Source organism: Burkholderia sp. AcTa6-5 (assembly GCF_017815075.1).
Classification (GTDB): domain Bacteria; phylum Pseudomonadota; class Gammaproteobacteria; order Burkholderiales; family Burkholderiaceae; genus Burkholderia; species Burkholderia sola.
Window position 1 is genome coordinate 117,920 of sequence record NZ_JAGIQE010000004.1, and the last position, 26,377, is coordinate 144,296.

Annotated in this window: 26 protein-coding genes; 16 read left to right on the top strand and 10 right to left on the bottom strand. The window is 67.4% G+C overall.

The window, feature by feature from the left end; genetic code table 11:
- Nucleotides 1-172: 172 nt before the first annotated feature.
- Nucleotides 173-1,057 carry an RNA polymerase sigma-70 factor gene (locus tag J8I33_RS07495; protein ID WP_124639704.1) on the bottom strand — a complete coding sequence of 295 codons (885 nt, stop codon included), beginning with the start codon at nucleotides 1,055-1,057 and terminating at the stop codon, nucleotides 173-175.
- Nucleotides 1,054-1,866 (bottom strand): diaminopimelate epimerase, encoded by an 813-nt coding sequence (dapF, locus tag J8I33_RS07500; RefSeq protein ID WP_209934253.1) that lies wholly within the window; start codon nucleotides 1,864-1,866, stop codon nucleotides 1,054-1,056. The genes J8I33_RS07495 and dapF overlap by 4 nt, the downstream gene beginning before the upstream one ends.
- 269 nt (nucleotides 1,867-2,135) lie before the next feature.
- Here dapF and J8I33_RS07505 point away from each other — a divergent pair, with 269 nt between their 5' ends.
- The 3 genes from J8I33_RS07505 to J8I33_RS07515 all read left to right on the top strand — a co-directional run bounded on the left by J8I33_RS07505 (nucleotide 2,136) and on the right by J8I33_RS07515 (nucleotide 5,262).
- A complete protein-coding gene (locus tag J8I33_RS07505) occupies nucleotides 2,136-4,214 on the top strand; it encodes a carbon starvation CstA family protein (RefSeq protein ID WP_050013389.1) in 2,079 nt (692 codons plus the stop codon).
- Nucleotides 4,215-4,226: 12 nt separating this feature from the next.
- Nucleotides 4,227-4,433 (top strand): YbdD/YjiX family protein, encoded by a 207-nt coding sequence (locus J8I33_RS07510; RefSeq protein WP_050013388.1) that lies wholly within the window; start codon nucleotides 4,227-4,229, stop codon nucleotides 4,431-4,433.
- A 208-nt stretch (nucleotides 4,434-4,641) separates the two neighbouring features.
- Complete coding sequence (locus J8I33_RS07515; protein WP_209934258.1) at nucleotides 4,642-5,262, top strand: hemolysin III family protein; 621 nt, start codon at nucleotides 4,642-4,644, stop codon at nucleotides 5,260-5,262.
- A 59-nt stretch (nucleotides 5,263-5,321) separates the two neighbouring features.
- On the opposite strand, the gene J8I33_RS07520 is transcribed toward J8I33_RS07515, so the two are convergent.
- Together J8I33_RS07520 and J8I33_RS07525 are read right to left on the bottom strand one after the other, a co-directional pair.
- Nucleotides 5,322-5,747, bottom strand: coding sequence for a nuclear transport factor 2 family protein (locus J8I33_RS07520; RefSeq protein ID WP_050013386.1), 426 nt, complete (start codon nucleotides 5,745-5,747; stop codon nucleotides 5,322-5,324).
- 118 nt (nucleotides 5,748-5,865) lie between these two features.
- Nucleotides 5,866-6,219, bottom strand: coding sequence for a DOPA 4,5-dioxygenase family protein (locus J8I33_RS07525; protein ID WP_124639698.1), 354 nt, complete (start codon nucleotides 6,217-6,219; stop codon nucleotides 5,866-5,868).
- 489 nt (nucleotides 6,220-6,708) lie between these two features.
- Here J8I33_RS07525 and J8I33_RS07530 point away from each other — a divergent pair, with 489 nt between their 5' ends.
- From J8I33_RS07530 to J8I33_RS07540, 3 genes are all read left to right on the top strand, one after another.
- The gene (locus J8I33_RS07530) at nucleotides 6,709-7,086 is read left to right on the top strand and encodes a hypothetical protein (protein WP_050013384.1); all 378 of its coding nucleotides are present in this window, start codon (nucleotides 6,709-6,711) and stop codon (nucleotides 7,084-7,086) included.
- A gap of 223 nt (nucleotides 7,087-7,309) precedes the next feature.
- Nucleotides 7,310-7,789, top strand: coding sequence for a hypothetical protein (locus J8I33_RS07535; protein ID WP_209934260.1), 480 nt, complete (start codon nucleotides 7,310-7,312; stop codon nucleotides 7,787-7,789).
- 169 nt (nucleotides 7,790-7,958) lie between these two features.
- Nucleotides 7,959-8,219, top strand: a complete 261-nt coding sequence (locus J8I33_RS07540; RefSeq protein ID WP_050013382.1) for a hypothetical protein — start codon at nucleotides 7,959-7,961, stop codon at nucleotides 8,217-8,219.
- A gap of 154 nt (nucleotides 8,220-8,373) precedes the next feature.
- Here the strand turns inward: J8I33_RS07540 and hpnH are convergent, their stop codons facing one another.
- Both hpnH and ispH read right to left on the bottom strand, forming a co-directional pair.
- Nucleotides 8,374-9,534, bottom strand: coding sequence for an adenosyl-hopene transferase HpnH (gene hpnH / locus J8I33_RS07545; protein WP_012339213.1), 1,161 nt, complete (start codon nucleotides 9,532-9,534; stop codon nucleotides 8,374-8,376).
- Between the two features lie 12 nt (nucleotides 9,535-9,546).
- The gene (gene ispH, locus J8I33_RS07550; RefSeq protein WP_050013381.1) at nucleotides 9,547-10,488 is read right to left on the bottom strand and encodes a 4-hydroxy-3-methylbut-2-enyl diphosphate reductase; all 942 of its coding nucleotides are present in this window, start codon (nucleotides 10,486-10,488) and stop codon (nucleotides 9,547-9,549) included.
- Between the two features lie 403 nt (nucleotides 10,489-10,891).
- Here ispH and J8I33_RS07555 point away from each other — a divergent pair, with 403 nt between their 5' ends.
- Nucleotides 10,892-12,079: a glycosyltransferase gene (locus J8I33_RS07555; RefSeq protein WP_089489891.1), complete on the top strand. Its 1,188-nt coding sequence runs from the start codon at nucleotides 10,892-10,894 to the stop codon at nucleotides 12,077-12,079.
- Nucleotides 12,080-12,199: 120 nt separating this feature from the next.
- Here the strand turns inward: J8I33_RS07555 and J8I33_RS07560 are convergent, their stop codons facing one another.
- Both J8I33_RS07560 and hpnA read right to left on the bottom strand, forming a co-directional pair.
- Nucleotides 12,200-13,597, bottom strand: a complete 1,398-nt coding sequence (locus tag J8I33_RS07560; RefSeq protein WP_124594306.1) for a phage tail protein — start codon at nucleotides 13,595-13,597, stop codon at nucleotides 12,200-12,202.
- A 108-nt stretch (nucleotides 13,598-13,705) separates the two neighbouring features.
- On the bottom strand, nucleotides 13,706-14,713 hold the full coding sequence (gene hpnA / locus J8I33_RS07565; protein ID WP_011353724.1) for a hopanoid-associated sugar epimerase: 1,008 nt from the start codon (nucleotides 14,711-14,713) through the stop codon (nucleotides 13,706-13,708).
- Nucleotides 14,714-14,865: 152 nt separating this feature from the next.
- Here hpnA and J8I33_RS07570 point away from each other — a divergent pair, with 152 nt between their 5' ends.
- The 3 genes from J8I33_RS07570 to J8I33_RS07580 all read left to right on the top strand — a co-directional run bounded on the left by J8I33_RS07570 (nucleotide 14,866) and on the right by J8I33_RS07580 (nucleotide 17,632).
- Nucleotides 14,866-15,162, top strand: a complete 297-nt coding sequence (locus tag J8I33_RS07570) for an acylphosphatase (RefSeq protein WP_050013378.1) — start codon at nucleotides 14,866-14,868, stop codon at nucleotides 15,160-15,162.
- A gap of 27 nt (nucleotides 15,163-15,189) precedes the next feature.
- The gene (gene rarD, locus J8I33_RS07575; RefSeq protein WP_124555220.1) at nucleotides 15,190-16,089 is read left to right on the top strand and encodes an EamA family transporter RarD; all 900 of its coding nucleotides are present in this window, start codon (nucleotides 15,190-15,192) and stop codon (nucleotides 16,087-16,089) included.
- A gap of 418 nt (nucleotides 16,090-16,507) precedes the next feature.
- Nucleotides 16,508-17,632: an OpgC domain-containing protein gene (locus tag J8I33_RS07580; protein ID WP_209934266.1), complete on the top strand. Its 1,125-nt coding sequence runs from the start codon at nucleotides 16,508-16,510 to the stop codon at nucleotides 17,630-17,632.
- 40 nt (nucleotides 17,633-17,672) lie between these two features.
- On the opposite strand, the gene J8I33_RS07585 is transcribed toward J8I33_RS07580, so the two are convergent.
- Both J8I33_RS07585 and J8I33_RS07590 read right to left on the bottom strand, forming a co-directional pair.
- Nucleotides 17,673-17,879, bottom strand: a complete 207-nt coding sequence (locus J8I33_RS07585; RefSeq protein ID WP_050013375.1) for a hypothetical protein — start codon at nucleotides 17,877-17,879, stop codon at nucleotides 17,673-17,675.
- A 120-nt stretch (nucleotides 17,880-17,999) separates the two neighbouring features.
- Entirely contained in the window at nucleotides 18,000-19,517 is a 1,518-nt protein-coding gene (locus tag J8I33_RS07590) for a peptide MFS transporter (RefSeq protein ID WP_050013374.1), read from the bottom strand.
- Nucleotides 19,518-20,013: 496 nt separating this feature from the next.
- On the opposite strand from J8I33_RS07590, the gene J8I33_RS07595 reads away from it, so the two are divergent.
- The 6 genes from J8I33_RS07595 to J8I33_RS07620 all read left to right on the top strand — a co-directional run bounded on the left by J8I33_RS07595 (nucleotide 20,014) and on the right by J8I33_RS07620 (nucleotide 26,260).
- Nucleotides 20,014-20,592, top strand: a complete 579-nt coding sequence (locus J8I33_RS07595) for a cupin domain-containing protein (protein ID WP_011548888.1) — start codon at nucleotides 20,014-20,016, stop codon at nucleotides 20,590-20,592.
- Nucleotides 20,593-20,770: 178 nt separating this feature from the next.
- Nucleotides 20,771-22,384 (top strand): peptide ABC transporter substrate-binding protein, encoded by a 1,614-nt coding sequence (locus J8I33_RS07600; protein ID WP_050013373.1) that lies wholly within the window; start codon nucleotides 20,771-20,773, stop codon nucleotides 22,382-22,384.
- Between the two features lie 10 nt (nucleotides 22,385-22,394).
- Entirely contained in the window at nucleotides 22,395-23,333 is a 939-nt protein-coding gene (locus J8I33_RS07605; protein ID WP_050013372.1) for an ABC transporter permease subunit, read from the top strand.
- Nucleotides 23,334-23,346: 13 nt separating this feature from the next.
- Complete coding sequence (locus J8I33_RS07610) at nucleotides 23,347-24,249, top strand: ABC transporter permease subunit (RefSeq protein ID WP_050013371.1); 903 nt, start codon at nucleotides 23,347-23,349, stop codon at nucleotides 24,247-24,249.
- 2 nt (nucleotides 24,250-24,251) lie between these two features.
- Nucleotides 24,252-25,244 carry an ABC transporter ATP-binding protein gene (locus tag J8I33_RS07615; protein WP_089489888.1) on the top strand — a complete coding sequence of 331 codons (993 nt, stop codon included), beginning with the start codon at nucleotides 24,252-24,254 and terminating at the stop codon, nucleotides 25,242-25,244.
- On the top strand, nucleotides 25,241-26,260 hold the full coding sequence (locus J8I33_RS07620; RefSeq protein ID WP_050013369.1) for an oligopeptide/dipeptide ABC transporter ATP-binding protein: 1,020 nt from the start codon (nucleotides 25,241-25,243) through the stop codon (nucleotides 26,258-26,260). The genes J8I33_RS07615 and J8I33_RS07620 overlap by 4 nt, the downstream gene beginning before the upstream one ends.
- Nucleotides 26,261-26,377: the final 117 nt, after the last annotated feature.

The following is a 26,377-nucleotide window of genomic DNA, read 5'->3' on the forward strand; positions in this document are numbered from 1 at the left end:
GCGGGCGTCGGGGGCGGCAGGGCGCCGCGCGAAATCATCTTAGGAGTGTGGGCCGGCGCGCGGTAGCCACGCACAGGGACGCATCGTGTTGCGCGGGCTGCACCAATGCCGCATCGAGCGGTGCACGGCGCGCGCTTCGGGGTTCAACCCATCGCTAGGGCGTGAACACGCCCTAGCCGGCACTGCACGCGGCTGCGATGCGCGCGAGCTTGTCGGGGTTGCGCTGCACGAGAATCCGGACGATGCGCGTGCCGTCCGTCTCGAACGCCATCGCGGATTCGAGCTGGCCGGCGATGATGCGCAGCATCGCCCATTCGCCGTTCAGCACGACCGGACGCATTTCGACGCCGCTGCCGCAGCGCAACCACGTCGCGTAGAACAGTTGTGCGATGCGGCGACCGCCGACCATCGGTTTCGGGAAACTCTGGACCTTGCCGCCGCCGTCGCCGATCAGCATCGCATCTTCGGCGAGGAGCGCCTGGATCGACGGAAAATCGCCCTGCGCGAGGGCATGCGAAAAGGTCTGCAGCAATTGCCGGTGCGTTTCGCGCGGCACGATGTGGCGCGGCCTGTCGTCGTCGCGCAACTGGGCCTTCGCCCGGCTGACGAGCTGCCGGCACGCGGCTTCGGATTTGCCGATCGCGTCGGCAATCTCGTCGTAGTCGGCATCGAACACTTCGCGCAGCAGAAAGGCTGCGCGCGCTTCCGGCGTCAACCGCTCGAGCAGCAGCAAATAGGCGACCGACACGTCGTTCGCGCGCTCCGTCACTTCCTCGGGCGTCGCAGGCGATTCGCCGAGTTCCGGCTCGGGCAGCCAGATACCCGCGTAGTGCTCGCGCCGGATCTTCGCCGCGCGCAGCCGGTCGATCGACGTCCGGGTCGTGACCGCGACGAGCCATGCCTCGGCATTCTCGATACCGTCGCGCGCCGCGTCGTGCCAGCGCAGCCACACGTCCTGCACGATGTCTTCGGCGTCCGCGATGGAGCCGAGCATCCGGTACGCGATCTTTTGCAGGCGCGGACGCAGCGTGTGGAAGATCTGTGCGTCGTCGCTCATGACAGCCACACCCCGCTGAACCCGAATGCAACCGGCCCGCTCAGGAACACATTGCCGGTGCCATCCCAATGCACCGTCACGTTGCCGCCGTCGCATTCGACGTTCACGGTCTCGTCGAGCAGTCGGCGCCGGATACCGTTGACCACCGCGCCGCACGAACACGAGCCGGAGCCGAGCGGCACGCCGCCGCCGCGCTCCCAGATGCGCAGGCGAATGTGCGTGCGATCGATGACCTGAACGAAATGCACGTTGGTTTTCCGCGGAAACAGCGGATGCGTTTCGATCGCCGGGCCGAGCGTTTCGAGGTCGAGTGCAGCGACATCGTCGACGAAGAACGTGCAGTGCGGATTGCCCATGCTGCAGGCGGCCGGTGTGCCGGGCAGCGGCAGCGCGAGCGTGTCGGCGGCTTCGGCAAAGGGTATGTCCTGCCAGCCGAACCGCGGCGCGCCCATCTCGACCTTGATCAGTCCGTGCGCATCCTGCGAACAGTGCAAGCGGCCGCGATTCGTGCGCAGCACGACCGACGCCGCGCCGGTTTCCCGCATCAGCTTCCATGCGGCGCCGCGCGTCGCGCTGCCGCAGGTATCGAGCGTCGAGCCGTCGGGATTCCGGAAGGCGACGTACGCGGTGGCGTCGTCGCAGTCCGAGATCAATGCGAGCTGATTGAAGCCGATGCCGCGATGCCGGTCGCCCATGCGCCGCACGAGATCGCGATCGACGCGGTGCGCTTGCTCGTGTCCCTGATCGCGCAGGTCGACGATGACGAAGTCATCGCCATTCGCGTTCATCTTCTGAAATGCGATCGGCATGGCGGTTCCGGAGTGGGGGTAGGCGAACACTGTACGTGGCTCGGCGGTCGCGGGCAATCGTTGCCCGACGAGGCGCATGCGACAGGGGCCTACGTAATTCTACGTAGCCCCGCATACGTAGTTATCCGCTTGTAAGCCTCCCCCATCGCGCGGAATACTACGGCCCATCGCCGCGGCCTCTGCGAGGCTGTGGCACGACGCATCGACGTCACGCGGGTTCGGCGCCTCGCCGCATCCACTCAAAAACACATTGGAGACCAGGAGACGCCATGAATCGGGCTTCCAGTACCCTGCTATGGATCGCGGTCGCGCTGCTCGGCGCGTTCGCATTCGGCACGATCGCACTCGCGCACGGCGAACGCGTCAGTGCCCTCTGGATCGTGATCGCCGCAGTCTGCGTGTATCTGATCGCGTATCGCTTCTACAGCCGTTTCATCGCCAGCAAGGTCATGCAGCTCGACGGGCTGCGGATGACGCCGGCGGTCAAGTACAACGACGGCCTCGACTACGTGCCGACCAACAAGTACGTGCTGTTCGGCCATCACTTCGCCGCGATCGCCGGCGCCGGGCCGCTGGTCGGCCCCGTGCTCGCCGCGCAGATGGGCTATACGCCCGGCATGCTGTGGATCCTGGCCGGCGTTGTGTTCGCCGGCGCGGTGCAGGACTTCATCGTGCTGTTCATCTCGACGCGCCGCGACGGCCGCTCGCTGGGCGACCTCGTCAAGATGGAGCTCGGCACGGTGCCCGGCGTGATCGCACTGTTCGGCGCGTTCCTGATCATGGTGATCATCCTCGCGGTGCTCGCGCTGATCGTCGTGAAGGCGCTGACCAATTCGCCGTGGGGCACGTTCACCGTCGCCGCGACGATTCCGATCGCGCTGTTCATGGGCGTCTATACGCGCTACATCCGCCCGGGCCGCATCGGCGAAGTGTCGATCATCGGCTTCATCGGGCTGATGGCCGCGATCGCGTTCGGTCAGAACGTGGCCGCCTCGCCGGCGATCGCCGCGTGGTTCACGTTCAGCGGCACGCAGCTCACGTGGATCCTGATCGGCTACGGCTTCGTCGCGTCGGTGCTGCCGGTGTGGCTCTTGCTCGCGCCGCGCGACTACCTGTCGACGTTCCTGAAGATCGGCACGATCCTCGGCCTCGCGATCGGCATCCTGGTCGTCGCACCGGAACTGAAGATGCCCGCGCTGACGAAGTTCGTCGACGGCACGGGCCCGGTGTGGGCGGGCAACCTGTTCCCGTTCCTGTTCATCACGATCGCGTGCGGCGCGGTGTCGGGCTTCCATGCGCTGATCTCGTCGGGCACGACGCCGAAGCTGATCGACAACGAAACCAACGCGCGCTTCATCGGTTACGGCGCGATGCTGATGGAATCGTTCGTCGCGATCATGGCGCTGGTCGCCGCGTGCGTGATCGAACCGGGCATCTACTTCGCGATGAACGCGCCGGCCGCCGTGCTCGGCTCGACACCGGAAGCGGTCGCGAACACCGTCACGCAATGGGGCTTCGTGCTGACGCCCGACATGCTCACGCAAACCGCGAAGGCCGTCGGCGAAACCACGATCATCGCGCGTGCGGGCGGCGCGCCGACGCTGGCCGTCGGCATGGCGCACATCCTGCACCAGGTGATCGGCGGCGAAGCGATGATGGCGTTCTGGTATCACTTCGCGATCCTGTTCGAGGCGCTGTTCATCCTGACGGCCGTCGACGCCGGCACGCGTGCGGGCCGCTTCATGCTGCAGGATTTGCTCGGCACGTTCCACCCGGCGCTCAAGCGCACCGAGTCGCTGCCCGCCAACCTCGTCGCCACCGCGCTGTGCGTGGCCGCGTGGGGCTACTTCCTGTACCAGGGCGTGGTCGATCCGCTCGGCGGCATCAACACGCTGTGGCCGCTGTTCGGCATCTCGAACCAGATGCTCGCCGCGATCGCGCTGGTGCTCGGCACCGTCGTGCTGTTCAAGATGAAGCGCGAGCGCTACGCCTGGGTGACGATCGTGCCGACCGCGTGGCTGCTGATCTGCACGCTGACGGCCGGCTGGCAGAAGATTTTCGACGCGAACCCGAAGGTCAGCTTCCTCGCGCACGCCGCGAAGCTGCAGGCCGCGGTGGACGAGGGCAAGGTGCTCGCGCCGGCGAAGTCGATCGCGCAGATGAAACGGATCATCTTCAACGACTACATCGATGCGGCGCTGGCCGGGCTGTTCATCTTCGTCGTCGTGGCGATCGCGGTGTACGGCCTGCTCGCCGTGCTTCGCGCGCGCCGCGAGTCGAAGCCGACCGTGCGCGAGACGCCGTACGAAGCGATGCCGGCCGCGCAGGCGCTCGGCAGCGGACGTTAAGGGGAGGCCGCGATGTTCAGCGATCTTGGCGGCGACCTGCGCAGCGCGGGGCGTTACCTTGGGCAGGCGTTGCGGCTGATGGTCGGCCTGCCCGACTACGATACCTACGTCGCGCACATGCGCGACACCCATCCGGACCGCGAGCCGATGACGTACGAGGAATTCTTCCGTGAGCGTCAGAATGCGCGGTACGGGTCGGGGGCGGGGAAGTGTTGCTGAACCGGGCCGTTGCAATCGCCTGACGAATCGGTTCGGTATCGAAACGGGAGCGCCGCGATGGCTGTCGCGGCGCTTTTTTCTTTGGTGGGCCGACGACGCGCACCGCAGGGCGCTTGCGTGCCGTTTGCCCGCGCGCAGCGCGGCGGCATCCGGCCGCCGGTATCATTAGGGCACTTTCTTTTCCCGATGGATCGCAGGAGAACACGTCGTGCATGTCGGTGAGCGTTTCAACAGCATTTCCCATCTCGTCGGCGCGGTGCTGTCGGTGGCCGGCCTCGTCGCGCTCGTGACGATGGGCGCGCTCGAAGGCGACCCGTACAAGGTGGTGAGCTTCAGCGTGTACGGCGCGATGCTGATCCTGCTCTACGCGATCTCGACGGCCTATCACAGCGTGCGCAACCCGCGCCTGAAGGCGATCCTGCAGAAATGCGACCATGCGGCGATCTATCTGCTGATCGCAGGGAGCTATACGCCGTTTACGCTCGTCACGCTGCGCGGCCCGTGGGGCTGGTCGCTGTTCGGCGTGAGCTGGGGGCTCGCCGTGTTCGGCATCCTGCAGGAGCTGACGCTCGGGCGCCGCACGCGCCTGCTGTCGATGATCCTGTACGTGCTGATGGGCTGGCTCGCGCTCGTCGCCGTGCGGCCGCTGATCCACGCGCTGCCGCCGGTCGGCACCGCATGGCTCGTGGCCGGCGGCGTGATCTACAGCGCGGGGATCTACTTCTTCATCAACGACGAACGCATCCGCCACGGGCACGGTATCTGGCACCTGTTCGTGCTGGCCGGCAGCCTGTGCCAGTTCGTCAGTGTCGCGATGTACGTCGCGTGAGGGGCATGGCGCGTTGAGCGCGTGATGCTTCGCGCGTCGCGAGTCGGCCGCAGCATGCGCTACCGGCGCGGCGCGTCCCGCAGCGCGCCGAAGCCCACCCATCCCCAGTACACGCGATGATGCGCGATCAACCCGTCGCGCAGATCCATCACCTCGACGAGATCGACCTGATCGCCGTCCGGCGTGGCGCGCGGGTATTCCCAGACGAGCTGGCGGCCGTTCGAGAAGAACAGCCCGGTCCGGTACCAGCGTCCGAGCGGGTTGTCCGGATTGCGCAGGCCGGCCGCGAAGAACGCGCCGATCGCGGCCTTGCCGTGCAGCACGCCCGAGCCGTGTTCGGGCAGCGTGGCGACGACGAGCGGCGTTTCGAGCACCGCGTCGTCGGCATACAGCGACATCAGCGCGTCGAGGTCGCGGGCGACGACGGCCGCGTGCCAGTCGTCATGGATGCGCCGGGCATCGGCATCGGTGTCTGCGGGTGTCATGGCGGGTTTCCGGAAGTCGATCACGGAAACCACTGTAGGGGTGCGCCGCCGCGAGACGTTTCACGTCGACCCGAAACGTGGATGCCGGGCCGCGCCGCGGGCGCTCTGCGGGTGGCCCCTAGCCGGCCAGCGCGTCGAGATTCAGCGCATACGACTTGCCGATCCACACCGCGCAATCGCGGTGGTCGCGCAGTTCGTCGTGCGTATTCGGATGCAGGAAGATGTCGAGCGCGCCGTGGTTCAGCACGAGCCACGGCACGATGTCGTCGAATCGCGCGGCATCGAACGCGATCTGGTACGACCACGCCGGATGCGGGCCGACGAGGCGTTCGTGAAAGCGGCCGAGTTCGATGACCGCGCCGAACCGCGCGTCGACGACCTGGCGAAATGCCCAGGCCGCGTCGCGGCTTGCCGCATCGAAATAGACGTGCGCGTGCCAGCTGTCGATGGCGGTAGTGTCGAGAGCAGCCATGGGAAGACTCGATTAAAAATGAAAATGCCTGGGATGCCGTGCGAAACGGTCGATGCGTGATTATCGCGCGTCCTTGCAGATTGCGTCGCGTCTCAATCCGGCAGGCCGATGCGAGTGATTTGTCCTGCATCAGAAGAATCCGCTGATCCGACTCGATCGCTTCGATGGTATCCGTGTGCGCGATAACACGCCGGAAGCCTTGTGCGCAGGCGCGCCGGCCGGATTTCCGTCGGCAACACGTCATTTCGGAAATTGAAAGAGCGCGGTGAGCGCCCCACCGGATCGCCGGTAAAAGTCCGATCAGATCGTTGAATGAAATAAAGAAATTCCATTTCGAAGGGATACGCGAACGACGCAGTTCGCACGCCGAATGCGCGGCTGAAAATAACAATTGCGGATTCGGCTATTCAAGCGGGATGCGGCCCGACATACGATGATTTCAACGCATCGATGCTGGATCGATGCGGGGACAACCATCTGGAGGCCATTATGCGATCCCTCGTTCCCGTTGCCGTTCTTTCCTGCGCACTCGCTGCGCTGCCGGCCGTCAGCTTCGCGCAGACGATCGGCGTCGCCGACACTTCGCATGCCGCGCCGTTGACCTGGTCGGCGGCGCGTGCCGAAACCGATGTGCAGCTGATGCAGATGACGCGTGCCGGCTATCGCGCGACGACGGCCGGCAACCAGAACTATCCGCTCGCGATGCAACGTGCGCTCGAGCGCGTGTACAACCCGGTGCCCAACCGGTGGCCCGACGAAAAAGCCGCGATGCAAGCGCGGGCGGCCCGCGACGTGCAGAGCGGCCATCCGGTGAAGGCGTTCTTCGTGAAAACCGCGTACTACCTGAAGGGCGACAACACGTTTTGACGCAGGAGACGAACATGGCATGCGCTGACCGAGTGCTCGGCGGGTGGCGTGCGTCGGCGATACGCAGGCCGCCGCACGCGTGCACGGCACGGCGGCGCGCCGATGTGCACGGCATGCGACGCCGGGCGGACGACCTGCGCGACGCGGGCCGGTGCGCGGTTGCATGCGGCGACGCGCGGTCCGGGGCGACGGCGGACGACGCGAGCGCGAGCGAGGGCGGATCATGAAGGCTGCCCGGAAAGGCCGTCGCCATCCGCCGTTGACGCGCGAATGGCTGCTGCCGCTGCCGCCCGCGCATGCACGCGACATCTCGCTGAAATGCCACATGGCGCTGGTCGCGCTGCGTGGCGAGCACGGTAGCGAAACGCTGCTGATGAGGCTGCGCACGAGCGTGTATCTGGTGTTCCTCGCGCTCGACGATGCGGTCTCTCCCGACGCGACCATCGACCTGTGCGTCGACGCGGAGCGCGTGCTGGACGCGAGCGTGGCGCGCGCCGCGCGAAGCGGTGCATGGACGCTGCACGACGACGAATGCGCGGTGCTCGAACGCGTGCTCGCCGCGAACGACGCATGCGTCGCGACGCTCGCGCGGCATCGGCTGGCCGAGCTGTGGCGTCACGTCTGCACGTTCGCTTCCGCCGAACAGCCGGGGATCGTCGCGCAGGCGGCGGCGAAGATGCGGGCGCCGGCCGTTCTGCATTGAATGGCTGGCCGCGGGCCGCGTTTCATACCCGTCCGATTCCATCGCGCGGCCGCGCGCCGTCTAATGACACGACTGGAACCCGGCGTGGCCGGGCGACGAGGATCCATCCTCGCGTTTGCGGCGATCGTGCGTGTCGACGCGAACGCATTCGTTTCGGTCAGGAGGAGCGATGGCGCTATACAGGAGCGGCGGCTACTTCACGTGCGGAAGTGGCCGCGCATTCAGCGAGAATCTGCCGCCGGGCAGCAAGGTGACGGTGGCGGGCATCTATCGATGCACCGTGTGCGGCGACGAAATCGGCATTGCGAAATGGCAGATGCTGCCGTCCGAGGACGCGCATCCGCACGATCTCGATCCGCCGTCCGACCCGCTGCTCGATCCGGGGCCGACCGCGTGGCAACTGATCGCCGCGGCGGAGTCGCGCAGCTAGGCAACCGACGTTCGCCGCCGCACGCAGGCGCGTGAGCGCAATGCGGCACGCGGCGTCCGCCAAAACAAAAAGCGCCGCGGAGCGAACTCCGTGGCGCTTCTTCGATACCAGGCCGCTGCGAAGGCTCGACCCTCCGCGCGGCTCACCGCGCTGCTTAAGCGGCCGTTGCCGACTTCGCCGGCTTCTGCAGCTTGCCCTTGCCGGCGCGCTGGATTTCCTCGAGCTTGATCTCGACGTGACGCGAGAACACGTATTCGGCCGGACGCTGCTTCGCGATCGAGATATCCGGTGCGAACGGGCCGTCGGTCTTGATGCCCTTGCGGCTCACGCGCAGCGCCTTCAGCGGGTTCGAGATCGTGTCCATCACGGCCGTGGCCTCGAAGCCGCAGTGGACCATGCAGTCCGCGCACTTCTCGTAGTTGCCGACGCCGTAGTTGTCCCACTCCGTCGTTTCCATCAGTTCCTTGAAGGTCTTCACGTAACCTTCGCCGACCAGGTAGCACGGCTTCTGCCAGCCGAACACCGTACGCGCCGGGTTGCCCCACGGCGTGCACTTGTACGTCTGGTTGCCGGCCAGGAAGTCGAGGAACAGCGACGACTGGCTGAACGACCAGCGCTTGCCGCCTTCGCCGCGCTTCAGGATTTCGCGGAACAGGTTCTTCGTCTTGTCGCGGTTCAGGAAGTGCTGCTGATCCGGCGCGCGCTCGTATGCATAGCCCGGCGACACGGTGATGCCGTCGACGCCGATCGGGCCCAGCGTGTCGAAGAACTTCGCGACGCGTTCCGGCACCGCATCGTTGAACAGCGTGCAGTTGATGTTCACGCGGAAGCCGCGGCGCTTCGCTTCCTTGATCGCCGCGACGGCCTTGTCGTACACGCCTTCCTGCGACACCGAGTGATCGTGCGCTTCCTTGTCGCCGTCGAGGTGGACCGACCAGACGAAATACGGGCTCGGCTGGTAGTCGTCCATCTTCTTTTCCATCAGCAGCGCATTCGTGCACAGGTACACGAACTTCTTGCGCTTCATGATGCCCTTGACGATTTCCGGCATCTCCTTGTGGAGCAGCGGCTCGCCGCCGGCGATCGACACGACGGGTGCGCCGCACTCGTCGACGGCCTGCAGGCATTCCTCGACGGACAGGCGCTGGTTCAGGATCGGATCCGGATAATCGATCTTGCCGCAGCCGTTGCACGCGAGGTTGCAGCGGAACAGCGGCTCGAGCATCAGCGCGAGCGGATAGCGTTTGTTGCCGGACAGGTGCTGGCGCACGATGTAGGCGCCGACACGGACTTGCTGGAGCAGCGGAATAGACAAGGGATGTCCTCCTTAAACTTCGCGGGCGACAGCTTGCGTGAGCTTCGCCGGCAACTTGAATTCGACTTTTTCTTCACGGCCCGCCATCGTCGCGACATCGACGGGCCCCAGCGCGCGCAGCGCGCCGATTACATCCTCGACCATTTCCTCGGGCGCCGACGCGCCGGCGGTCAGGCCGACCGTCTGCACGCCCGCGAACCATTCGGCCTTCACTTCCGAGCCGTCGGCGACGAGATAGCTCGGTACACCGCTTTCGGTGCCGATCTCGCGCAGGCGGTTCGAGTTCGAGCTGTTCGTCGCACCGACGACGAGCAGCACGTCAACCTGTTCGCTCAACTCGCGCACGGCGGCCTGGCGATTCTGCGTTGCATAGCAGATGTCGCGCGTGTCCGGGCCGACGAGGTCGGTGAACCGGCGCTGCAGCGCTTCGATGATGCCGCGCGTGTCGTCGACCGACAGCGTGGTCTGCGTGATGTACGCGACCGGCGTATCGACGGGCAGCGTCAGCGTATCGACTTCGGCTTCGCTCTGCACGAGGATCACCTCGGCCGGAATCTGGCCGATCGTGCCTTCGACTTCCGGGTGGCCCGCGTGGCCGATCAGGATCAGCCGGCGGCCCGCCGCGACGTACTGGCGGCCCTGTACGTGCACTTTCGTGACGAGCGGGCAGGTCGCGTCGAGCACGTCGAGCCCGCGCGTTTGCGCGTCGCGCTCGACCGTCTGGGCGACACCGTGCGCGCTGAAGATCGCGACAGCGCCGTGCGGCACCTCGTCGAGTTCCTCAACGAATCGTGCCCCTTTATTACGCAGATTTTCGACGACATGCCGGTTGTGCACGATCTCATGACGCACATAGACCGGCGCACCGTGCTGTTGCAGCGCGCGATCGACGATCTCGATCGCACGGACAACCCCCGCACAGAAGCCGCGGGGCTGGGCAAGGATGACTCGCATAAGTGAGCGAACTCCGACGACAGACGCCGGGGTTCGAGGCGCTTGGCACGCGCTTGCTCGCCCCGGCTTGATGTTATGAAGGCAGGAACGAACCGGCCGGCCAGGCCCCGGAACCCCGAATTAATCGCGCATTTTAACCCTATCGGGCCGTCCGTGCTTCGGTGCCGTGTCGACACCGTTGCAATTGCGGGAGAGCCGCGTCGGCGCTGGCGCGCGCGGAACCCGGTAAACTGCGCGGTTTCGCGGGCGGCCGCTCCGGCTGCCCGCCATCGCGCTCATTTCAAGGCCATTCGATGACCGTCGATTCTCACGCGTATTGCCCGTCCGCCCGTGCGGCGTCGGGCGTTTTGTTCCAGACCCTTATTTCTACCGAACGAGCCGGCGGGCGGCAGGAGGCAGGCCGATGATGCTCGCGATCGCTTTCCTGGTGTCCGGCCTGTCGCTGGTGATCTGGATCGTGCTGCTCGTCGCGCGCGGCGGCTTCTGGCGCGCGCAGCCCGCACGGCCGCTGCCGCCCGACGCGCGCGGCGCGGCGGCCGAGGCCGGCTGGCCGGCCGTCGTGGCGGTCGTGCCGGCGCGCAACGAAGCCGACGTGATCGCCCGGGCGGCGACTTCGCTGCTCGAGCAGGACTATCCGGGCGACTTCCACCTGATCATCGTCGACGACCACAGCGACGACGGCACCGCCGACGCGGCCCGCGCGGCCGCGCTCGCGATCAACCGCGCCGACCGGCTGACGGTGCTGAGCGCGAAGCCGCTGCCGGCCGGCTGGTCGGGCAAGGTGTGGGCGCAGTCGCAGGGAATCGCGGCGGTGCAGACGCTCGGCCTGCCGGCCGACTACCTGCTGCTGACGGATGCCGACATCGGCCATCCGTCCGACGCCGTCGCGCAACTCGTCACGCGCGCGCAGGCCGAGCAGCGCGATCTCGTGTCGCTGATGGTGCGGCTGCGCTGCGACTCGTTCTGGGAAAAGGCGCTGATCCCGGCGTTCGTGTTCTTCTTCGCGAAGCTGTATCCGTTCTCGTGGATCAACAACCCGCGCAACCGGACGGCCGGCGCCGCCGGCGGCTGCATGCTCGTGAAGCGCACGGCGCTCGAGGAAGCGGGCGGCATCGAATCGATTCGCGGCGCGCTGATCGACGACTGCAGCCTCGCCGCGCAGATCAAGCATCGCGGCAGCGGCCGCCATCCGATCCGGCTCGATCTCGCCGATCGCAGCGTGTCGCTGCGCCCGTACGACAGCTGGCGCGACATCTGGAACATGATCGCGCGCACCGCGTTCACGCAGCTGCACTATTCGCCGCTGCTGCTGGCCGGCACGCTGCTCGGGATGACGATCATCTATCTGGTGCCGCCGGTCGTCGCGCTCGCCTACGGTGCGCGCGCGTGGCCGGCATGGCTCGCGTGGGCGTCGATGTGCGCCGCGTATGCGCCGATGCTGCGCTACTACCGGCGCTCGCCGCTGTGGGCGCCTGCCCTGCCGCTCGTCGCGCTGTTCTATGTGGGCGCGACGTTCGCGTCCGCGTGGCGTTACTGGCGCGGCAAGGGCGGCCAGTGGAAGGCGCGCGTGCAGGCGCCGGTGGAGCGTTGACCCACGCCGGCGGAGGCCGGCCGTCCCGATCAACCGGAACGCTGAAAACACACAGCCCGGATCGGCTCGAGCCGATTCGGGCTGTGTGTTTTTTGGCCGGTTTCCGGCCGATGCGCGCGCTTACCGCTGCGTGAGCATCATGTACATCTGGATCACGACGTCCGGCGAGAACGTGAACGGCACCCAGCCGTAGCCGGTATGGCGAGCGACCAGCAGGCGGTCGCCGTTCGCCTGCTTCTGCACGGCCATCATCGGGTTCTTCGTCGTCACGAAACGCCAGCCGGCCGGAATGCCGGGCGGCGGCTCCGGCTGCATCGACGCGCGGGCGTGCGCGAGTTCCTCGATCAGCTGGCCCAGTTGCTCCGGATGCAGCGTGATCGACTGGCCGTTGATGGTCAGCGTGAGTTCGTTCTGGGACGGGCGCGCGACGTGCAGCGTCGCCTTGTCGGCCGGCGCGGCAGCGGTGTCGGCTTCAACCGCGGTTTCGGCTTGCGTCGTCGGAATCGGCGCGGTCTCGGCATTGGCCGGGGCGTCGGCGACTTCGACCACATCGATCGTTTCCACCGTTTCCGCCGCCAGCGCGGTCGTGTTCACCGACGCTTGCGCCGCCACGGACGGCTCGACGACATCGGCCGTCACGGCAACCGCGCTCGTCGCGGCTTCCTTGACGACGGCCTCGACCAGCGCTTCGGCGTCGGCGATCGCCTTCGCGTGGTGCTGCGCGGCCGCTTCGGCCTGCGCGATCGCTTCGGTATGGCGCTGCGTGATCGCTTCGGCTGCGGCGGTCGCTTCCGCGTGGCGTTGCGCGGCGGCTTCGGCCTGGGCGATCGCTTCGGCGTGACGCCGTGTGATGGCTTCGGCCTCGGCGGTTGCGTCGGCGTGGCGTTGCGCGGCGGCCTGCGTGTCGGCGAGCGCTTGCGTATGACGCTGGGCGAGCGCCTCGGCCTCGGCGATCGCGGCCATGTGGCGCTGCGCGGCGGCTTCGGCTTCGGCGGTCGCTTCCGCGTGGCGCTTCGCGGCGGCTTCCGCTTCGGCAGTCGCCGCGGCATGACGTTGCGCGGCCGCTTCGGCTTCGGTCGCCGCGGCGTGATGACGCTGCGCGGCGGCCTCGGCTTCGGCGATCGCCGCCGCGTGGCGCTGCGACGCGGCTTCGGCATCCGCGTGACGTTGCGCGAGCGCTTCGGTCAGCGCGGTGGCTTCCGCATGGCGCTGCGAAGCGGCTTCGGCTTGCGTGGCGGCATCCGTATGACGTTGGGCGGCCGCTTCGGCGGCGGCGGTGGCGTCGGCATGACGCCGCTGCGCGGCTTCGGCGTCGGCGGCTGCGGCCGTGTGGCGCTGCGCGGCCGCCTGCGCTTCGGCTTCCGCCGCCGCGTGACGCTCGGCCGCGGCCCGGGCTTCCGCTGCCGCGGCGCGCGCGAAGGCTTCCGCGCTGCGTGCCGCCTGCTGGGCGGCGTGGTGATCGTGGAGGAGCTGATCGACGCCCGTGGCGAGCGAAGCGATCTGATCGTTCAGGTTCATGCGTGTCTTCTCTGCGTAAGACCCGCGATTTTAACCGCTGCGCCGATGCCGGTCCGTGCGCGACGTGTAACAAAGTGCGCAAAGCGGCGCGACGTGCGCCGCTTTGTGTTACTTCAGGTAGCCCGCCGAGCCGAACCAGTCGAGCGCATCGCGCAGCCCTTCGCGATACGGGCGCGCACGGTAGCCGAGCTCGCGCTCGGCCTTCGCGGACGTGAAATACATCTTGTTCTTCGACATCCGCAGCCCGTCGACGGTGACGAACGGCTCCTTCTTCGTGAACTTCGCGACCGCTTCGGCGCCGACCGCGAGCGGGTACAGCGGCCAGCGCGGCAGTGCGATCGTCGGCGCCTTGCGGCCCGTCATCTGCGCGATGTCCGCGAGCATCTGCTGCAGCGGCAGGTTCTCGCCGCCGAGGATGTAGCGCTCGCCGATCCGGCCGCGCTCGAGCGCGAGGAAGTGGCCGTGCGCGACGTCGTCGACGTGCACGAGGTTCAGCCCCGTGTCGACGAACGCGGGAATCTTGCCGAGCGCGGCCTCGACGATGATGCGGCCGGTCGGCGTCGGCTTCACGTCGCGCGGGCCGATCGGCGTCGACGGGTTGACGATCACGGCCGGCAGCCCTTCGTCGGCGATCATCCGTTCGACCGCGCGCTCCGCGAGCACCTTGCTGCGCTTGTAGACGCCGATCGCCTGCTCGGCCGTGAGCGGCCGATTCTCGTCGGACGGATCGCCGGCGCTCGTCACCTTCAGCGTCGCGACGCTGCTCGTATAGACGATCCGCTCGACGCCTTCCGCGCGGGCCGCGCGCATCGTCGCGACCGCGCCTTCGAGGTTCGCGCGCTCGATCTCGTCGGGATCGGGCGCCCACAGCCGGTAGTCGGCCGCGACGTGCAGCAGGTAGCGCACGCCGCGCAGCGCGGCGCGCATCGACGCCTCGTCGCGCATGTCGCCGGTGACGATCTCGGCGTCGAGATCCGCGACGTTCGTGCGCGGGCTGGTCGGGCGTACGAGCACGCGCACCGCATAGCCTTTTTGCTGCGCGATGCGCGCGACGGCGGAGCCGACGAAACCGGACGCGCCGGTGACGAGAACGAGATCGCGGGAAGTATCAGTCATGCGTTTCCTTCTGGGCCGCGCGGGCGGCGCGGCGGTTGGGCATCGGCGAGATTGTACGTGGTCGGCGCGCGCGGCGACGCCCGGCCGGCGCGTGTGCGAAGCGGCCGACGCGACTACAATGCCGGGCTTGAATGCAACGGGAGGGCGACGCGATGAGCCGCAATGAACTGGACGAACGGATCGAGACCTACTACGTGCGGGTGCGCGGCGTCGTGCAGGGCGTCGGCTTTCGTCATGCGACGGTGCGCGAAGCGCATGCGCTGAAGCTGCGCGGCTGGGTCGCGAATCTCGAGGACGGCACCGTCGAGGCGATGATCCAGGGACCCGGCGCGCAGATCGACCGGATGCTCGCGTGGCTGCGTCACGGGCCGCCTGCCGCGCGCGTGACCGAGGTGACGTTCGAGGAACGGCCGACCGAGAAGCGCTTCGAGCGTTTCCAGCAGCAGTAAGCGGCACGCGAAGGGACACACAACAATATGACGGGGTATCCGGAAGCCGGGCGCGGCCTCTTGCTGTCGGTGATGGCGTCGACGCTGTTCGCGCTGATGTCGGCTTACGCGAAACTGCTCGCGCCGCTCACGGGGCTCGACATCTTCGCGTGGCGCATCGTGTGGACCGCGCCGGGCGCGCTCGCGCTGATCGCGCTGCGCGGTCGCTGGCCGGCGCTCGTGGAGCTCGCGCGGCGCAGTGCGCGCGACTGGCGCCTGCTGATCGCGCTGCCGGTGAGCGCGGCGTTGCTCGGCGTGCAGCTGTGGCTGTTCCTGTGGGCGCCGCTGCATGGCCGCATGCTCGAAGTGTCGCTCGGCTATTTCCTGCTGCCGCTGACGATGGTGCTCGTCGGCCGCTTCTACTATCACGAACGGCTCGACCCGCTGCAATGGGCGGCGGTCGCGTGCGCGGCGCTCGGCGTCGCGCACGAAGTGTGGGCGACGCGCGCGTTCGCATGGCCGACGCTCGTCGTCGCGCTCGGCTATCCGCCGTATTTCGTGCTGCGCCGGCGGATCAACGCCGATTCGCTCGCCGCCTTCGCGATCGAGATCGTGCTGCTGTGCCCGATCGCGTTCGCGATGGTCGCGACGAGCGCGACGCGCGTCGCGGGCCATCCGCTGCTGTGGGCCGCGCTGCTGCCGGGGCTCGGCCTCCTCAGCACGCTCGCGCTCGCGAGCTACCTGAAGGCGAGCCGGATGCTGCCGATGGCGCTGTTCGGGATTCTCGGCTACGTCGAGCCGGTGCTGCTCGTCGTGGTGTCGCTGCTGCTGCTCGGCGAGACGCTGAGCGTCTCGCAGCTCGCGACGTACGGGCCGATCTGGGTCGCCGTCGCGCTCACCGCATGGCACAGCGCGATGCTGATGCGGCGCTTGCCCGCGCGCGGATAAGCGCATCGTCGCGATGCGCGGGCCGTGCGGAACGTGCCGCGCATCGCGCATCGTCCGGCCGTCGAACCGCGTTCGTTCCGCTGCCACGTCCTCTCGAATCCGTCGATACTGACCGCCGACTGACGCCGCGCTGACGCGAATCTGGCGACGCTGCCTGCTTCGCCGCGCCACGCTCACGCTTGTAATCGAAGAGAAGATTCAGTTGCATTTTGTTACTTAGGGTCGCCCCTGATCGGCCATTAGACTGATCTGATCGACTTCCCTTCGTATCCGGCTTTTCATTGAACGGTCACCTCCCTGCCAAGCCGGCCGGGTTGGCACGATACGGGCATACGCGTATCGTCGCCGATCGCGCTCGCCGTCTTTCTCCCGCTTCCTTCCCCGGTGCACGTCGCACCGCCGCCGTGCAGGTGCGCTCATGTCGTTGAGCCCGCTGCATGCCGCCACGGCGCAGCCGTCGCGCAGCGGCCGCCTGATCGAAATCGACTTCTTCCGCGGGCTCGTGCTGTTGATGATCGTCGTCGATCACATCGGCGCGAGCGTGCTGTCGCGCGTGACGCTGCACGCATTCGCGCTGTGCGATGCGGCCGAGGTGTTCGTGTTCCTCGGTGGCTTCGCGACCGCGAGCGCGTACGGCGCGATCGCCGAGCGGCACGGCGCGCGCGCCGCGCAGCAGCGGTTCGTGCGACGCGCGATGCAGATCTACCGCGCGTTTCTCGCGACGTCGACGCTGATGCTCGTCGTGTCGGCGGTGCTCGATCACTACGGGATCGATGCGCCGAACCTCGCGCTCGACGACGTCAGCGTGATGCTCGCGTCGCCGCTGACGGGGGCGGCCGAGCTGCTGACGTTCCAGCGCCAGCCGTATCTCGCGTCGGTGCTGCCGATGTACGTGCTGTTCGCGCTCGCGTCGCCGGTGCTGGTGCCGTTCGCGCGGCGCCATCCGTGGCTGCTCGTCGCGCTGAGCGTCGCGTCGTGGCTCGCGGCGGGCTGGCTCGGCCCGGAGCTGCTGGACACCGACGGCTTCCGCTGGAGCTTCAACCCGTTCGCGTGGCAACTGATGTTCGTCGCTGGCGTGCTCGCGCGCTGCCAGCCGTTCTACCGGCGCGTCGCGCTCGGCCGCTGGGGCGCGGCGGCGACCGGGCTCGCGTGCGCGATCGTGCTCGGTTGCGCGAGCTACAAGCTGTTCTCGGGGCTGCCGGCGCCCGAAGGCATGCTCAAGCGCGATCTCGCGCTGCCGCGCGTCGTGAGCTTCGCGGCCATCGCGTGGCTGATGGCCGATTGCGTGCGCTTCGGCTGGATCGCGCGGATCGCGCAGGGCGTGCGGCCCGTCGTGGCGGTTGGCCAGCGCGGGCTGATCTGCTTCGTCGCGGGTGCGGCGATCTCGCTCGTGATCGATTCGCTGCTGCATCCGGTCGCGGGCAGCGCCGATCTGCGGCATGTCGGCGTGGGCCTCGTGGCCGACGCGTGCGCGGTCGGGCTGATGATGGCGGTGGCCGGTTCGGGGGCGTGGATCGCGCGATGGCGCGGCGCGGCGGCGTAAGCGCGCGCAAGAAGGGCGGCGCGGCAGGCGCCGCGCGGCGTCAGTGAGGTGAGCCGATACGGGAGCGGGGCGTGGCGGTGGCGTCGTCGGCTTCGGCGTCGTCGCGTTCGTCCGGCGCCGGGTCGTCGCGCTCCGCGAGCACCGCGTCGGCTTCGGCCGCGGCCCGGGCGGCGCGCATCGCGGTGCAGCGCTGCGCGTGCCGGATGTCCGACAGGATCCTCAACAGCCGCGTCGTCTTGCTTTTCATCGGGTTCTCCCGCCAGTGCGCATCTCGGGAAGCGGATGCGTTGCCTGCAACCAGTGTAGGACGCGTTCGCGTTTCCGGCGGGAGAATGTGGCGTGCACGCCGCACGCCGAGGGATAGTACTTACTGCGCGGCGGCGGCCTGCGCCTGCAGCGCTTCTTCGCGGCGCTCGTCCGTGCAGCGCTGATGCTGGCGCGACAGGCGGTTCATCAGCGGCAGCAGCAGCAGCGCGAGCAGCATGCCGATCGCGGCGAGCCAGCCGAGCTTCTCGAACAGCGACAGATAGAGCGGCAGCGATTCGGTGGCCGGCAGCTCGTGCGACGGCATCTGCGCGAAGTTCGCGACGACGCTGCCCAGATACTGCGACACGCCCGTCGCGACGAAATACGCACCCATCATGAAGCCGCTCATGCGCGCCGGCACGTAGCGGGCGATCATCGCGAGGCCGAGGCCGCTCACCAGCAGCTCGCCGAGCGAGTACAGCCCGTAACCCCACACCATGAACCACGACGACACGCGGCCGTCGACCGCGTAGCGGCCGCTGATCGTGAACACCAGGTAGCCGGCGGCGACCGCGCCGAAACCGAGCGCATACTTCGCGGCGACCGGCAGGTCGCGGCCGCCCTTCGCGACGGCGTTGTAGACCCACACCAGCACCGGGCTCAGCAGCATGATCCAGATCGGGTTCAGCGCCTGGAACTGCGCGGCGCTCCACGTGAACAGCGTCGTGCCGAACAGCATGAAGCGCGGGTCGACGTTGCGCAGCGCGAACAGCGTCAGCGACGTCGACATCTGCACGTAGAAGATGAAGAACAGGATCACCTGGCCGATCAGCACGAGCGCCGCGATCAGGCCCGCGCGCTCCGAGCGCTCCGACTTCGCGATCATGTACGCGAAGATCGCGAGGATCGCGAATGCGGCCGCCCACACGCTGGCGACCGCGAGTTGCTTGTGCTGCAGCACGTACAGCGTGACCAGCGCGAGCGCGACGCCGCCGGCCGCGACCGCGCCGAGGCGCTTCCAGCGGATCGGCTGGTCGTCCGGCTGCGAGCCGACGTGCGCGAGCGTGCGGTGCATCAGCATGAAGTTCAGGATCGCGAGCAGCATGCCGCCGCAGCAGACCGCGAACGCGGTGTGCCAGCCCCAGTGATCCTTGATCCACGGCGTCGCGAGCATCGACACCGTCGAGCCGATGTTGACCGCCATGTAGTAGATCGTGAACGCGCTGTCGATGCGCGCGTCGTCGCCTTCGTAGATGCGGCGCACGAGGTTCGCCGCGTTGGCCTTGAACAGGCCGTTGCCGACGACGATCACGCCGAGCGACGCGTACATGTACGTCAGTTGATCGTTCGGCACCGCGAGCATCAGGTAGCCGGCGCACAGCACGGCCGCGCCGATGATCATCGTGCGGCGGGCGCCGAGCACCTTGTCGCCGATCCAGCCGCCGATCGACGGCGCGGCGTAGACGAGTGCGGTGAAGGCCCCCCAGGTCAGGTTCGCGTGGCTGTCGGTGAAGCCGAGCCGGTCGACCATGAAGAGGACCAGGAGCGCGGCCATGCCGTAGTAGCCGAAGCGCTCCCACATTTCGATGAGGAAGACCGTCGTAAACGATCGGGTCTGTGAAACAGGTGCGTGCATCATCAATCTCGTTTGAAACGGACGGCGCGGATCGCGCGTCGCCTTAAGGTCGAACTGGCGCCGGAGCACTGTGGCCGGGTAGGCTGGCATCGGCGATGGAGCAGTCGAGCGGTTAGCTCGGGCCGGGGACGGATTCCACCTGAGAAGGCGGAGCGCGGCCCCGACCGGCGCGCGAATGGTAACGTTTGCCGGTCCGGTGCGTCGGGTCCGCGCCACTTAGGGAAACTCCCGATATGGCAGCAGCTTTCAGGAACATTTGTCTCATCATCTACTTGTAAGCTTGACGCCGGTTCTCCGCAAATTCCCGGAGAGCCGCTTGCAGCTTGCCTGTGAAGGCTGCGAGTCTGGCAAGATAGCGCGTCGTTTCGCTCGCTTCGGGCCCTGTTTAGTGCACCGGGCTCAACGCCGAAGACGGGGGCGAACCCGAAGATTAAGCTATCTCGAATTAACTTAGTTACTTTCCATCAAACATTTTTTGACGACCACTTTTCGGCCTGCTATGGTTCCCCCCACTGAAAACTCGCGATCGGCAGATGCTGTCGCACTGGGCAGCAAGATTCGCGCGTTGCGCCAACGTCTGAAGCGCACGCTCGACGACACCGCTACCGCCGCGGGGATTTCGAAGCCGTTTCTGTCTCAAGTCGAGCGCGGGCTCGCGTCGCCGTCCCTGACGTCGCTGGCCGGTATCGCCCACGCGCTCGGCGTGACGGTGCAGTACTTCGTGGATACGCCGAGCGAGGAACGCTCGGTGTGCCGAGGCGATCAGCTGCGCTTCTTCGGGTTTGCGGATTCGGCGAACCTGTTCGCGCGACTGACGAACGTGTCCGAAGGGCGCCAGCTGGAGGCGATCCTCGTGAGGATGCCGCCGGGGCAGAAACGGTCCGAGGTGACGACACATGCAGGAGAGGAGTTCCTGTACGTGATTGAAGGGGAAGTGTCGCTGACGCTGGAAGGCAAGACGTTCGTCCTGCAGGCCGGCGACAGTTCGCACTATCAGTCGACGGTCCCGCACAGCTGGGTCAACACCGCGAAGATCGAGTCGGTGGTGGTCTGGGTCGGTACGCCGCGACTGTTCTAACGCACGGGTATTCCTTCGTTTCTTCGACGGGATACCTGTCGAAAGAAATGTAAGGAATACTAACATGCAATACGAGAATCACGGGCCTCCTCAATCGCTGCCCCCGTCAGCGTCTCACGCGTAAGCCGCGGCATCCGCCGCGCGACGCCCACCGAACCACCTTCTCAAGACTGCCACGATGAAATCCTTGCATGCCATGTCGGCCGTGCTGGCCGCGCTCGCCCTGACGACGCCCGTCGCCCACGCCGTAACCGTTCCGTCGAACGTCGCGCTCGCTCCGCAACAGGACCTGACGCGACAGGTGCCGGCCGAAGTCGAGTCGCTCGACCCGGCGCACATCGAATCGTGGACCGGCAACACGATCGGCCTCGACCTGTTCGAAGGGCTCGCGCGCATCGATGCGGCCGGCCAGGTCGTGCCGGGCGTCGCGCTGTCGTGGGAGCGCAAGACGCCGCAGACATGGATCTTCAAGCTTCGCCACGACGCGAAGTGGAGCAACGGCCAGCCGGTGACGGCCGCCGATTTCGTCTATTCGTGGCAGCGCCTCGTCGATCCGAAGACGGGCTCGAAGTACACGATCCTCGTCGAGTTCATCAAGAATTCGAAGGACATCATCGCGGGCAAGGCCGCGCCGTCGACGCTCGGCGTGCGTGCCGTCGATCCGTACACGCTGGAAGTGACGACCGACGTGCCGGTCGCGTTCTTCCCCGAACTGACCGCGATGGCGCCGCTCGTGCCGGTGAACAAGGACGTGGTCGCGAAGTTCGGCGATGCATGGACGCGCCCGGGCAACCTCGTCAGCAACGGTGCATACCAGCTCGTCGACTGGCAGCCGAACAACCGCATCGTGATCGCGAAGGACGCGAAGTACTGGAACGCGCCGAAGGTCGTGATCAACAAGGTCACGTACCTGCCGATCGAAAGCGACGAAACCGCGATGCGCATGTATCAGGCCGGGCAGATCGACTACAGCTACTCGATTCCGTCGGGCATCTTCCAGCAGGTCAGCAAGCAGTTCGGCGCCGAGTTGCGCCCGGGCCTGCAGCTCGCGACTTACTACTACTTCCTGAACAACAGCGACGCGGCGCTGAAGGACAAGCGCGTGCGCCAGGCGCTGTCGATGGTGATCGATCGCGACGTGCTGACGTCGAAGCTCACGCAGGCCGGCGAGAAGCCGATGTACGGGCTGATGCCGAACGGCACGAAGGGCGTGCAGCCGTTCACGCCGGAATGGGCGTCGTGGCCGATGGCCAAGCGCATCGCGACCGCGAAGGACCTGCTGAAGCAGGCCGGCTATTCGGACGCGAAGCCGCTGTCGTTCACGCTCACGTACAACACCAACGACCTGCACAAGAAGGTCGCGCTGTTCACCGCATCGGAATGGCGCACGAAGCTCGGCATTACCACGAAGCTCGAGAACGTCGAGTTCAAGGTGCTGATGAAGCAGCGGCATGACGGCAAGGTGCAGATCGCGCGCGACGGCTGGTTCGCCGACTACAACGACGCGATGACGTTCTTCGACCTGATCCGCTGCGGCAGCTCGCAGAACACCGTCGGCTACTGCAACAAGCAGGTCGACGCGCTCGTCGAGGAAGGCAACCAGAAGCTCGACGACAATGCGCGCACCGCGCTGCTCACGCAGGCGCACGACATGGCGATGAAGGACACGCCGATGGTGCCGCTGTTCCAGTACTCGGCCGACCGTCTCGTGAAGTCGTACGTGGGCGGCTATTCGCTGAAGAACGTGATCGACATGCGTGCTTCGCAGGACATGTACCTGATCAAGCACTGACGGAGCGATCATGCTGGCCTACGCATTGAGGCGCACGTTGTGGGCGGTGCCGACGATCCTCGCGGTCATCACCGTCTGCTACCTGCTGCTGCATTTCACGCCCGGCGGCCCGTTCGATACGGAGAAGCAGCTGTCCGCCGCGACGCTCGCGAACCTGAACGCGAAGTACCACCTCGACGAGCCGCTGTGGAAGCAGTACCTGCTGTATCTCGGCTCGCTGCTGCACGGCGATCTCGGCCCGTCGTTCCGTTACGTCGACTGGTCGGTGAACGATCTCGTGAAGAAGGCGCTGCCCGTGAGCCTCGGCGTGGGCGGCGTGTCGATCCCGATCTCGATCGTGCTCGGCGTGCTGCTCGGCACCGTCGCGGCCGTGCGCCGCGACAGCGTGATCGACCGCTTCGTGATGCTGATCGGCAACTTCGGCAACGTCGTGCCGCCGTTCGTGCTCGGCCCCGTCATGGTGTGGATCTTCGCGATCCTGCTGAAGACGTCGGCCGGCAACGGCTGGCTGCCGGCCGGCGGCTGGGGCGACGGCGGCTGGCAGTACCGGCTGCTGCCGATCGCGCTGCTGACCCTCATCAACGTGTCGCTGCTCGCGCGCGTGATGCGCGGCTCGATGATCGAGACGCTGTCGAGCAACTACATCCGCACCGCGCGCGCGAAGGGCCTGCCGGGCTCGACGATCGTGCTGCGCCACGCGCTCAAGCCCGCGCTGATGCCGGTCGTGTCGCTGTTCGGCACGGTCTGCATCACGTCGATCACCGCGGCCGTCGTCACCGAATCGGTGTTCGCGCTGCCGGGCGTCGGGCAGCTCGTCGTGAACGGCGCGATCAACCGCGACTACACGCTGGTGCTTGGCCTCGTCGTGATGACGACCGTCTTCGCGGTGCTGTTCAACCTGCTGGTCGACCTCGCGTACGCGTGGCTCGATCCGCGTATCCGTTATTGAGCGAGGCACAGCGATGACTCCGACCACTCCCGTCGTCGGCCTGCCTGTGCAGACCGATTCGCCGCCGCATTCGCGCTCGCCGCTCGAGCTCGCGTTCGCGCGCTTCCTTCACAACCGCGCGGCGCTGTTCAGCCTCGCGCTGCTCGTGCTGATCACGCTCGCCTGCTTCGTCGGCCCGTGGCTGCTCGCGGCCGATCCCGCCGCGAGCGACTGGGCGTCGATCAGCCTGCCGCCGACCTGGGCGAACCAGCACTGGTTCGGCACCGACGAGCTCGGCCGCGACCTGCTCGTGCGCACGCTGATCGGCGGCCGCGTATCGATCGAGGTCGGCCTGCTCGGCACGCTCGTGTCGGGCCTGTTCGGCGTCGCGTGGGGCGCGACCGCGGGCTTCGCGGGCGGCCGCGTCGATTCCGTGATGATGCGCGTCGTCGACATGATGTACGCGATCCCGTACCTGCTGATCGCGATCCTGATGATGACCCTGTTCGGCCGCTCGTTCATGCTGGTCGTGCTGACCATCAGCGCGTTCTCGTGGATCGACATGGCGCGCGTCGTGCGCGGCCAGACGCTGTCGCTGCGCAATCGCGAGTTCGTCGATGCGGCGCGCGCGATCGGCGTGTCGCCGGCATCGATCGTGCTGCGCCACGTCGTGCCGAACCTGCTCGGCGTGGTCGTCGTGTACGCGACGGTCTCGGTGCCGAACATCGTGCTGACCGAATCGGTGCTGTCGTTCCTCGGCCTCGGCGTGCAGGAGCCGATGACGAGCTGGGGCGTGCTGATCCAGGACGGCGCGCAGAAACTGGAATCGATGCCGTGGCTGCTGCTCGCCCCGGCCGTCATGCTGTGCGTGACGCTTTACTGCGTGAACTTCGTCGGCGACGGCCTGCGTGACGCGCTCGACCCGAAGGATCGCTGAAGATGGTTGCTCTACTGGAAGTTGAAAACCTCGGCGTGCGCTTCACGCGCAAGGATGCGCCGCCGATCGACGCCGTCAACGGCGTGTCGTTCTCGCTCGAAGCCGGCAAGACGCTCGGCATCGTCGGCGAATCGGGCTCGGGCAAGAGCCAGACCGTGATGGCGCTGCTCGGCCTGCTGGCCGGCAACGGCACGACGACCGGCGCCGCGCGCTACCGCGGCGACAACCTGCTCGACATGGATACGCGCGCGCTGAACGCGGTGCGCGGCGATCGCATCGCGATGATCTTCCAGGACCCGATGACGTCGCTCAATCCGTTCCTGACGATCGAACGGCAGATGACCGAGACGCTGCAGCTGCATCGAAGGCTGTCGCGCAAGGAAGCGATCAAGCGCGCGATCGAGGCGCTCGAATCGGTGCGCATTCCCGATGCGGCGCGCCGCATCCGCATGTATCCGCACGAGTTCTCGGGCGGCATGCGCCAGCGCGTGATGATCGCGATGGCGCTGTTGTCCGAGCCGGAAATCCTGATCGCCGACGAGCCGACCACCGCGCTCGACGTGACCGTGCAGGCGCAGATCATCGACCTGCTGCGCGAGCTGAACCGCGAGCGCGGCACCGCGATCGTGCTGATCACGCACGACATGGGCGTGGTCGCCGGCCTCGCCGACGACGTGATGGTCATGTACGCGGGCCGCACCGTCGAATATGCGCCGGCCGAATCGATCTTCGCGGCGCCGTCGCATCCGTACACGATCGGGCTGCTCAACGCGCTGCCGCGCCTGACCGACGCGGACGATGCGCCGCTCGTCGCGATTCCCGGCAACCCGCCGATGCCCGGCACCGCGCCGGCCGGCTGCGCGTTCGCGAAGCGCTGCACGTATGCGGAAGAACGCTGCGGCGCCGAGCGCCCGGCGCTCGAAACCTATGGCGCCGCGGGCGCGGTGCGCGCGTGCCACCGGCCCCTGGCCGATCTGACGGGAGGTCTGCGATGAGCGTCGATGAACGCCGCCAAGCCGGCGCGACGGACGACACGCTGCTGTCCGTCGACAATCTGAAAGTGCATTTCCGCGTGCCGCTCGGCGGCTATCCGTGGTCGCCGAAGGGCACGCTGCGCGCGGTCGACGGCGTGTCGTTCGACGTCAAGCGCGGCGAGACGGTCGGGCTCGTCGGCGAATCGGGCTGCGGGAAATCGACGCTCGCGCGCGCATTGATCGGCCTCGTGCCGATGACGGCCGGCACCGTGAAATGGCGCGGCCAGGCCGTGGCGCCCGATCACCTGCGCGGCACCGCGATGCGGCGCGAAGTGCAGATGATCTTCCAGGATCCGCTCGCATCGCTCGATCCGCGCATGACGATCGAGCAGGTCGTCGCCGAGCCGCTCGTCACGCACCAGCCGGGCCTCGGCCGTACCGAAGTGCGCCGCCGCGTGATCTCGATGCTCGAACGCGTCGGCCTGAACGCGCATCACCTGCTGCGTTATCCGCATGAATTTTCCGGCGGGCAGTGCCAGCGCGTCGGCATCGCGCGCGCGCTGATCGGCGAGCCGAAGCTCGTGATCTGCGACGAGCCCGTATCGGCGCTCGACGTGTCGATCCAGGCGCAGATCGTGAACCTGCTGCGCGATCTGCAACGCGAACTGTCGTTGTCCTATCTGTTCGTCGCGCACGACCTGGCGGTGGTGAAGGCCATCAGCCAGCGCGTGCTCGTGATGTATCTCGGCCGCGTGATGGAGTTCGGCACGCGGCATGACGTGTACGGCGTGCCGCAACACCCGTACACGAAGGCGCTGCTCGATGCGGCGCCGACGCCGGAGCCGGCGCGCGAGCGTGCTCGCCGTCCGATGCTGCTGGCGGGCGAGATGCCCTCGCCGCTCAACCCGCCGTCCGGCTGCGCGTTCCGCACGCGCTGTCCGGTCGCGATCGACGCGTGCGCGCAGGACGTGCCGCTGCCGGAAGTGCGGCAGGGGTCGGCGGCGCGCGTCGCGTGCATCCGCGCGGGCGCGGCGTGATGTGAAGTAACGCAGCAAACAAAACCAAGGCAGGTCAACAGGGGTAGGTGCGGCGCGAACGATCTTCGCGCCGCGGGTACAGGCGCGTCCTTAGCCGGGCTCGCCGGGGGGCTGGAA